Raw genomic sequence first — 8,111 nt, 5'->3', positions numbered from 1 at the left:
GCAAGAGGGCTCTAAACGGCCCGCAGATCGAGCGTGCCCGCACCATAGATCCGTCCCTGCCCCGCGGCCTGCACAAGAACGGAAAGCCTGTCAGAAGGCACTTTCACCGCCGTCCCCGGGATCCGGAACTGCGTGGCTGTGCCGTCCCAGGTCCCGAGCGGCGCGTAGAACCGGACGACAGCGAAATCCACGAGCGTACGCCCGCGGTTTTCGCCGCGGGGAACTTCGGTCACATGCCGCTCGTCCGAGCCGACCAGGAGCAGATCGGCTCCCGCCATATCGCCCTTGCCGCGCGGCGCCAGGGTCAGAATGAAGCCCGCCCCGTCCCGCTCCAGGGTGACAGCGACGTCCGTCCCGGGCCCCGCATTGCGGCGCTTTTCCAGCTCCGCCAACACCTGTCCGCGGCGCGAGCCGACGACATCGACCTCGCCGTCAATCACGAGTTGCGGAGTGTAGATGCTGGAGAGCCGCATCGCCTGACCGTAGCGGTGCTGGCGCTTGCTCATCGCCTTCGAGGAGAACGGGTCCTCCCAGCCGATATAGTTCCAGTAGTCGACATGGTAGGCGAGCGCGATCACGTCGGGTTCCATCGCCAGCTCGCCGAGCAGCCGGTCGGCCGGCGGACAGGAGGAACAGCCCTGGCTGGTGAAGAGTTCGAGCACGATCGGACCCGAGGCGCGGCTTTGCGCTCTCGAACTCCGGGTGGAGCGCGCCAGACCGGCAAGGCCGAGCGCACCGGTGCTGCCGAGGGCGGCGAGGCCGCCAAGCAGACTGCGTCGCGAGGTTTTCATGGGATGAAGGATAAGCGTGGCGGTATCGGGGTCCGAATCACCCTCTGTCACGCGTGGGTGACCGCTCCTCTTATTCCCAATTTCGTCATCCCGGCCTCAGAGCCGGGACCTTGTCGAACACAGAGCTCTATACTGCGAAAGGTCCCGGATCAGGGTCCGGGATGACGGATCTGCCAGAGTGTGGAGGAAATGGGCCTCACAACTCCCGGATGTCGGTCACCAGCTCGGCGCCGAATTTAGGCCCGGTCACATGCGCCACGATCCTCGCGCCAACCGAATCCGGATCGCCCAGCGCACCGCTCTCCTTCAGACCGACGAAGCGCTCGCGCAGCGCGAAATCCTCCTCGGAAGTCGCCCGAATGGTCGCCTGCATCCCCGTATCGATGACACCCGGCGCAAGGCTTTCGACCTTCAGCCCCGCGATCCCGTCATCGGCGACACCACGGACATGATGGTCGAGCGCCGCCTTGGTCGCGCAATAGACGCTCCAGCCGGTATAGGCATGCCGGCCCGCGCCGCTGGAGATATGCACCAGCCGGCGGTCCTCCAGCCCCTCCGTCGCGGCGACGAAGGCATCGGCGAGGATCAGCGCCGCACTGACATTCACCGTCACGGCCCTCGCGATCGCAGCGGCACCCTGCCGTCCGAGCGGTGCGATCGGCTCGACGATGCCGGCATTGTTGACCAGGATCGCGGTTTCCGCGTGCTCCAGGAAATCCGCGAGTTCGCCGCTCTCGAGCCAGTTGGACAGGGCCTGAGCATCTCCGAGATCGAGCGCGACCTGCTCAAGCCCGGATTCGAAGCCCGGCAGGGCCGAGCGGGACAGTCCCAGAACGTTATATCCGCCCTGCAGCAACGCGCCCGCGATTCCGGCCCCAAGCCCCTTGCTGTGTCCGGTGACAATGGCCTTCTTCATCGCTTGCCTCACGCCTGTTTGAAAAACTAGGTGTAATTTAACGGAAATTTCACCGATACCCATACATAAGATCCGCTAATCGGACACATTGATAGATCGACTGCCTATGACCGGGGCCGCTGGCGAAACCACCACCAAACTGGACAATGATTTTTACCGGGATATCGTCAGGCATACTGCTGACGCGATCATCGCGATCGATGCGGATCAGAAGATCGTATTCGCCAATCCTGCAATGGAACAGATGTTCGGCTATCCCTCCGAAGAGCTCCTTGGACAAGACCTGAACATTCTTCTGCCGGACCGTTTCAGAAAGGACCACGTTGCCCAGGTCCATAATTTCCTGAGCTCCGGCGAAGACGCCCGCTATATGGGCAAGCGGTTGACGCAGATAGTCGGGCGTCGCGCAGACGGTGAGGAGATACGCATCGGCGCGATGCATCGTGCGTGCAAAAGCTGGCGGCAAGGCGATCTTCGCCGCGTTCCTGCGCGACATCTCATGGCGGATGGAAATGGTTGAGAAACTGTCCGACATGGCCCGTCTCGACCCATTGACCGGTCAGCTCAACCGTCGGGCTTTCCTGGACGGAGCTGCCGAAGAACGTGCACGTGCGGAACGGTACAATACCGGGATCGCCTTTCTCTTCATGGACCTCGATCACTTCAAACGCTTGAACGATAGCTATGGCCACGATGCGGGCGACGAGGTGTTGCGGTCCTTCTCCTCTCTCGTCCATGAGCGGTTGAGATCTGTCGATACCCTCTGCCGCTGGGGCGGCGAAGAGTTCATCGCCATGCTGAAGAACGTGGATCGCGACGGCACGATCGCGGCGGCGGAAAGAATTCGCCGTGGTGTCGAGACGCATGCCTTTGTTCTTCCCGACGGACGCTCGGTGCACCTCACTGTCAGCATCGGCGTTTCCCATGCCTCAGGTTCCGGGATCGAGATATCCGAACAGATAAAGCGCGCCGACGAGGCCTTGTACAAGGCAAAGAATCGAGGCCGGAACCGGGTGGAGTACTTGGAAAACGCTGCAGGAACATCGTCTCGGGCAAGAGCTTCCTGACGTCCCGGATGCGATCCCCCCTGGCTTGACCTGCCCCCTGCTGGAACCCTTAGGCTTTTACTTCGCCTATTCCAGCCGGAGGTCCGAGAGATGAGGAAACTCTTTCCGTTCTTTGTTGTCAGCGCCGTCATCACGGCGCCGTTTCCCGCCCTTGCGGACACGGCCGACGGCTACGGTTACGGCTACCATCCGATGATGATGGGCGGGTGGTTCATGGGTCCGTTCATGATGCTGCTTTTCGTCGTGATCCTGATCGCCGCCGCGCTCTTCGCCGCGCGCCACTTCGGTTTCGCGCCGAAGGGCGACGGAGACAAGGCACTGGCGATCCTGCGCGAGCGCTTCGCCAAGGGCGAAATAGACGGGAAAGAGTTCGAGGAGCGGCGCAAACTGCTCGATTGAACTCAGGCGCCGTCCTTCTTGTCCGGCGCCATGCCGCTGCTTTCCGGTTCCGGTTTCGGCGCTTTCTTCGCGCCGGCGGCGACCTCCTTCGGACCGAGGCAGACCGCGATCTCGTTGCGGTCGAGGGTCTCGCGTTCCTCCAGCTCGGCAATCAGCCGGGCGACCTTTGGCTCATTCTGCTTCAGCAACTCGACCGCCCGCGCCTCCGCGTCGAGCAGGTAGCGCCGCACGGCCTTGTCCGCCGCTGCCGCGGTCGCCTCGGAGAAACTGCGCGGCTGGGCCATCTCGCGGCCGAGAAAGGGATGCGACTCGCTCTCGCGCACATCGACCGGGCCGACCTCTTCCGACATGCCCCAGCGCCCCACCATCGAGCGGGCGATCTGGGTCGCCATGCGGATATCCTCGTCCGCGCCGGAACTGACCGAGCCGAGGAAGACCTGCTCCGCCGCGCGGCCACCGAGAATGACCGCGAGACGCTCCTTCAGATACTCCTCCGGCAGGGTATGGCGCTCGATCTCCGGAAGCTGGTGCGTGCTGCCGAGGGAGCGGCCGCGCGGGATGATCGTGACTTTGTGCAGGGGATCGGCGAGCGGCAGGAAATAGGCGACCGCCGTGTGCCCGCTCTCGTGTACCGCGAGCCGGTGCCGCTCGTCCTCGTGGATCGCCAGCGTCCGAACCGCGCCCATGATGATGCGGTCGCGCATGGCATCGAAATGCCGCGCCTCGACCCGGGTCAGGCTCTCCCGCGCCGCCGCCATCGCCGCTTCGTTCACGAGGTTCTTGAGGTCGGCGCCGGAAAAGCCGGGCGTGCCGGTCGCGACCCTGTGCAGATCGACATCGCCCGCCATCGGCACGTTGCGGGTATGGACCTTCAGGATCGCCTCGCGGCCTGCAAGGTCCGGCAGCTCCAGCGTGACATGACGGTCGAAGCGGCCAGGGCGGAGCAGCGCAGGGTCCAGCACGTCGGGCCGGTTGGTCGCGGCCAGCACCACCACCGCCTCGTGGCCCTCGAAGCCATCCATTTCGGCAAGGATCTGGTTCAGCGTCTGCTCGCGCTCGTCATGCCCGCCGCCGAGCCCGGCACCGCGCACCCGGCCGACGCTGTCGAGCTCGTCGATAAAGACGATCGAGGGCTGCGCCTTCTTCGCCGCGTCAAAGAGGTTCCGCACACGGCTGGCGCCGACGCCGACGAACATCTCGATAAACTCGGAGGCCGACATGTGGAAGAACGGCACCCCCGCCTCGCCGGCAAGAGCGCGGGCCAGCATGGTCTTGCCGGTGCCGGGCGGGCCCTGCAGCAGGATGCCGTGCGGCACCTCGGCGCCGAGCTTCTGGTAGCGTTCGGCATCGCGCAGGAACTCGAGCAACTCGGAAACCTCGGCCTTGGCGTTCTCCTGCCCCGCCACGTCAGCGAAACGGATCTTCGGGATCTTCGCCTTCTTCACCGGCTCGGTGCGACCGCGCAGGATGTCTCCGACCCCACCGCGTCCCATGCCGCCCATCATCGAGCCGGACATGCGGAACCAGAGGAAATACCAGACGCCGAAGATCAGCAGCCAGGGCAGCAGCGAAACCAGCCAGGAGGTGCCGTCGTCGGCGGGCTCCGAGCGCACCTCGACGCCCTTCTGCTCCAGCGTGGCCAAGAGGTCCGGATCGCCAGTCGGCGGCAGGTAGGAGGAGAACGGGGTCGTCGCCGCGCCATTGCGCAGCGTGCCGCGGATCCTGGCGCCCTCGAAGGTGATGCTCTCGACCTGGCCCGCGCCGACCAGCGCCTTGAATTCGGAGTAGCTCTTCGGCGCCGCCTTCTCCCCGGTCACGAGCAGCTGCGAGAAGGCGAGCAGCGCGAAGAAGAGACCGATCAGCAGCGCCCACTTGATCAGCTGAAGCTTCGGGTCCTTCTGGTCGTCATCGTCGGCCATGGCGCGGTCCTGCGTCCCGTGAGTGCGGATGGAACAAGGTTAATCCGCCGGGGCCAGCGGGTCCATGGGCGCGCGTGCATTACACCATTGTCGTCATGTTCTGGGCGTCATCCCGGCCGGAGAGCCGGGATCTCGGCGAAGGTTGAACCCTATTCTGCACGACGTCCCTGATCAGGTCCGGGACAACGGCCCTTCGGTTCAATCCCCCGACCGCGTCCTGATCCCGAAAATCGCGTAGAGCGGGCAGAAACGGATCAGCGCGGTGCCGGCGAAGACCAGGCCAACAATGGGCACGCCCCATTTCACCAGCGGATTGGCGAAGATGGCGAGGTCAAGCAGGAACGGGGCGAGGATCAGTGCGACGCCGAGCACGAGACGGGCCAGACGGTCGAGGTTTCCGACATTGGCGATCATGGCAGAGACTCCCTCTGAGGATGCGATACACAAATCCTAAGCCCATTCCCCACCCGGAACGGTGACTTAGTCACCTTCCCGGCAGAAAGATATCAGGCCCGGCAGAAAGGTATCAGGCCGAGTGGGCAAATTCACCGAGCGCCTCGGCATCCGTTACATGGACACGGCCGCGCCCCGCCGTCACCCAGCCGCGGCGGATGAATTCCTGCAGCTGGCGCGAGACCACCTCTCGCGCCGTACCGAGTTCGGTTGCAAGCTGATGGTGCGTCAGCAGCACGTCCCCAGCCGCGTCCTTCCGTTCCAGCAACTTGGCGGCGAGACGCAAGTCGAGGCGGCGGAAGGCGATCTCCTCGATCACCATGAAGAGGTCGGTGATGCGGCGTGAATAGGCCGTAAATACGAAGCGGCGGAAATCGGCCGAACGGGCGATCATCTCGTCGAACACGGAGCGCGGGATCGCCACCGCCGTGACGTCCGTCTCAGCAATACCCTCGGCGCTGTAATCTTCATAGGCAAGCAGGCAGGCGGTGGTCAGGACGCAGCTCTCGTGCGCATGCACCCGGTAGAGCACGATCTCGCGGCCATTCTCCGCCACCTGCTGGACCCGGACCACGCCTGCGAGCAGCAGAAGAAGATTCTCCGGCGCCTTACCCGGGCCGAAGATCACGGTCCCCTGCGGTACCTCCACCACGCGGCTCTGTCGGACCAGTGTCTCGCGCAGGTCACCATCGAGGCGGGAAAGTCCCGGAAATTGTTCGATCCAGTCCGCCACGCTCGCCCCTCCGCCCGCTTGCCGCGAAACGGAGATGGCATCTGCGCATCTCCGTCCGGTCAGGCGATCTTTCTCAATTGCGGCGTCTGCTGCAAGAGGGAGGGATCCAGTTCCGTCGCCGCGTCGTATTGCGCGAGGAAGACCCGGCCGGTCAACTCGTCGAGAAAATGCGCCCGTTGCAGGCGGTCCATCACCGGTCCCTTCACCTCGGAAAGATGGAACGTCACGCCCATGCTCTCGAGCCGCTGGTTGATCGCCTCGAGGGACTCGAGCGCGCTGCTGTCGACCTCGTTCACCGCCGAGCACATCAGGATCACGTGCTTCAGCCCTCGATCGCCAGCGACCCGGTCGTAGAGATAATCCTCGAGATAACGCGCATTGGCGAAATAGAGGCTCTCGTCGACCCGGACCGTGAGCACGCTCGGCACGGTCTGCACCGCATGGCGGCGGATATTGCGGAAATGCTGGGTGCCCGGCACCAGTCCGACTTCGGCGATATGCGGCCGCGAGGTCTTGAAGAGGAAAAGCAGGATGGAGAGCAGCACCCCCGCCGAGACGCCGATCTCGACGCCGACGCCGAGGGTGAGCGCCATGGTAACGGCCACCGCTGCGAAATCCGCTTTCGAGTAGATCCAGGTCCGCTTCAGGATGGAGAAATCCACCAGCGAGAGCACGGCGACGATGATGGTCGCGGCGAGCGTCGCCTTCGGCAGGAAGAAGAGCAGCGGCGTCAGGGCGAGCGCGGCGAGGCAAATGCCGATGGCGGTGAACGCACCGGCTGCCGGGGTCTCCGCGCCGGCATCGAAATTGACCACCGAGCGGGCGAAGCCGCCGGTCACCGGATAGCCGCCGGTCACCGCCGCGGCGACGTTCGAGGCACCGAGACCGATCAGTTCCTGGTCCGGCACGATGCGCTGGCGCTTCTTCGCCGCGAGCGTCTGGGCGACCGAGACGGATTCGACGAAGCCGATGACCGAGATCAGCAGGGCGGAACCGGCGAGGCCGATCCAGAGCTCGGCATCGAAGGCCGGCAGGGTCAGCGGCGGCAGGCCCTGCGGCACCGCGCCGACGATGGCGACCCCCCGTTCATTCAGCCCGAGGCCCCAGCAGAGCAGCGTGGTCACCGCAACGGCGGCGACCGGCCCCGCCTTGGCGAGGATGTCTGCCATCCGCGGGCGGAGGCCGAGGCGGATGAGCAGCGGCTTCAGGCCCTTGCGAACCCAGAAGAGGAAGAGCGTCGCGCCGACGCCGATGGCGGCGGTCGTCGGGTTAAGGTTCGGCAGGTTTCGGCCGAGATCGAGCAGCAGATCGAGCAGGTTGTGGCCGGATGCCTTGATCCCGAGGATGTGCTTCAGCTGGCTCGCCGCGATGATCATGCCGGAGGCGGTGATGAAACCGGCGATCACCGGGTGGCTGAGGAAATTGGCGAGGAAGCCCAGCCGGAGCAGGCCCATCGCCAGCAGCATCAGGCCGGAAAGCAAAGCCAGCACGATGGCCGCCGCCGCATAGGTCGCGGGATCGCTGATGCCGAGATTGCCGATGGCGGCCGCGGTCATCAGCGAGACCACCGCGACCGGCCCGACCGCGAGCGCCCGGCTGGTGCCGAACAACGCGTAGGCGACCAGCGGCAGGATCGAGGCATAGAGCCCCATCTCCGCCGGCAAGCCCGCGAGCAATGCGTAGGCGAGCGATTGCGGGATCAGCATGATGGTGACGATCACCGCCGCCACCAGGTCGCTGGTCAGCGCGCTCCTGTCATAGCGCTTCCCCCAGTCGAGGATCGGCAGGTAGCGGGCGAACTTCCTAGCGCCCGCCTTCGCAGTCTCGGACATT

At 64.9% G+C, this 8,111-nt stretch carries 9 protein-coding genes; 3 read left to right on the top strand and 6 right to left on the bottom strand.

Annotated elements, in window-relative coordinates; genetic code table 11:
- Positions 1-11 precede the first annotated feature (11 nt).
- Both JJ959_RS18180 and JJ959_RS18175 read right to left on the bottom strand, forming a co-directional pair.
- Positions 12-842: a thioredoxin family protein gene (locus JJ959_RS18180; protein WP_292886861.1), complete on the bottom strand. Its 831-nt coding sequence runs from the start codon at positions 840-842 to the stop codon at positions 12-14.
- Positions 843-987: 145 nt separating this feature from the next.
- Positions 988-1,707, bottom strand: a complete 720-nt coding sequence (locus JJ959_RS18175) for an SDR family oxidoreductase (RefSeq protein WP_292886859.1) — start codon at positions 1,705-1,707, stop codon at positions 988-990.
- 106 nt (positions 1,708-1,813) lie between these two features.
- On the opposite strand from JJ959_RS18175, the gene JJ959_RS21370 reads away from it, so the two are divergent.
- The 3 genes from JJ959_RS21370 to JJ959_RS18160 all read left to right on the top strand — a co-directional run bounded on the left by JJ959_RS21370 (position 1,814) and on the right by JJ959_RS18160 (position 3,173).
- Positions 1,814-2,227 (top strand): PAS domain S-box protein, encoded by a 414-nt coding sequence (locus tag JJ959_RS21370; RefSeq protein ID WP_366817082.1) that lies wholly within the window; start codon positions 1,814-1,816, stop codon positions 2,225-2,227.
- A 13-nt stretch (positions 2,228-2,240) separates the two neighbouring features.
- Entirely contained in the window at positions 2,241-2,774 is a 534-nt protein-coding gene (locus JJ959_RS18165) for a GGDEF domain-containing protein (RefSeq protein ID WP_292886854.1), read from the top strand.
- Between the two features lie 90 nt (positions 2,775-2,864).
- Positions 2,865-3,173: a hypothetical protein gene (locus JJ959_RS18160; RefSeq protein WP_292886850.1), complete on the top strand. Its 309-nt coding sequence runs from the start codon at positions 2,865-2,867 to the stop codon at positions 3,171-3,173.
- A gap of 2 nt (positions 3,174-3,175) precedes the next feature.
- Here JJ959_RS18160 and ftsH read toward each other — a convergent pair whose 3' ends face one another.
- The 4 genes from ftsH to sulP form a co-directional block, all read right to left on the bottom strand.
- Complete coding sequence (gene ftsH / locus JJ959_RS18155; protein ID WP_292886847.1) at positions 3,176-5,092, bottom strand: ATP-dependent zinc metalloprotease FtsH; 1,917 nt, start codon at positions 5,090-5,092, stop codon at positions 3,176-3,178.
- 198 nt (positions 5,093-5,290) lie between these two features.
- Positions 5,291-5,506 carry a DUF2892 domain-containing protein gene (locus JJ959_RS18150; RefSeq protein ID WP_292886844.1) on the bottom strand — a complete coding sequence of 72 codons (216 nt, stop codon included), beginning with the start codon at positions 5,504-5,506 and terminating at the stop codon, positions 5,291-5,293.
- Positions 5,507-5,618: 112 nt separating this feature from the next.
- On the bottom strand, positions 5,619-6,278 hold the full coding sequence (locus tag JJ959_RS18145; protein ID WP_292886842.1) for a Crp/Fnr family transcriptional regulator: 660 nt from the start codon (positions 6,276-6,278) through the stop codon (positions 5,619-5,621).
- A gap of 59 nt (positions 6,279-6,337) precedes the next feature.
- A complete protein-coding gene (gene sulP / locus JJ959_RS18140) occupies positions 6,338-8,110 on the bottom strand; it encodes a SulP family inorganic anion transporter (RefSeq protein WP_292886840.1) in 1,773 nt (590 codons plus the stop codon).
- Position 8,111 lies beyond the last annotated feature (1 nt).

The organism is Nisaea sp. (assembly GCF_017640745.1).
In the GTDB taxonomy this organism is placed as follows: domain Bacteria; phylum Pseudomonadota; class Alphaproteobacteria; order Thalassobaculales; family Thalassobaculaceae; genus Nisaea.
The sequence above is the reverse complement of the archived record's forward strand: the minus strand, read 5'-3'. Positions and strand labels throughout refer to the sequence as shown.

Bases quoted from the DNA above. Each gene is read 5' to 3' on its own strand.
- JJ959_RS18175 (WP_292886859.1), bottom strand. From the start codon at position 1,707: ATGAAGAAGGCCATTGTCACCGGACACAGCAAGGGGCTTGGGGCCGGA.
- JJ959_RS21370 (WP_366817082.1), top strand. From the start codon at position 1,814: ATGACCGGGGCCGCTGGCGAAACCACCACCAAACTGGACAATGATTTT.
- JJ959_RS18165 (WP_292886854.1), top strand. From the start codon at position 2,241: ATGGCCCGTCTCGACCCATTGACCGGTCAGCTCAACCGTCGGGCTTTC.
- JJ959_RS18160 (WP_292886850.1), top strand. From the start codon at position 2,865: ATGAGGAAACTCTTTCCGTTCTTTGTTGTCAGCGCCGTCATCACGGCG.
- ftsH (WP_292886847.1), bottom strand. From the start codon at position 5,092: ATGGCCGACGATGACGACCAGAAGGACCCGAAGCTTCAGCTGATCAAG.
- JJ959_RS18150 (WP_292886844.1), bottom strand. From the start codon at position 5,506: ATGATCGCCAATGTCGGAAACCTCGACCGTCTGGCCCGTCTCGTGCTC.
- sulP (WP_292886840.1), bottom strand. From the start codon at position 8,110: ATGTCCGAGACTGCGAAGGCGGGCGCTAGGAAGTTCGCCCGCTACCTG.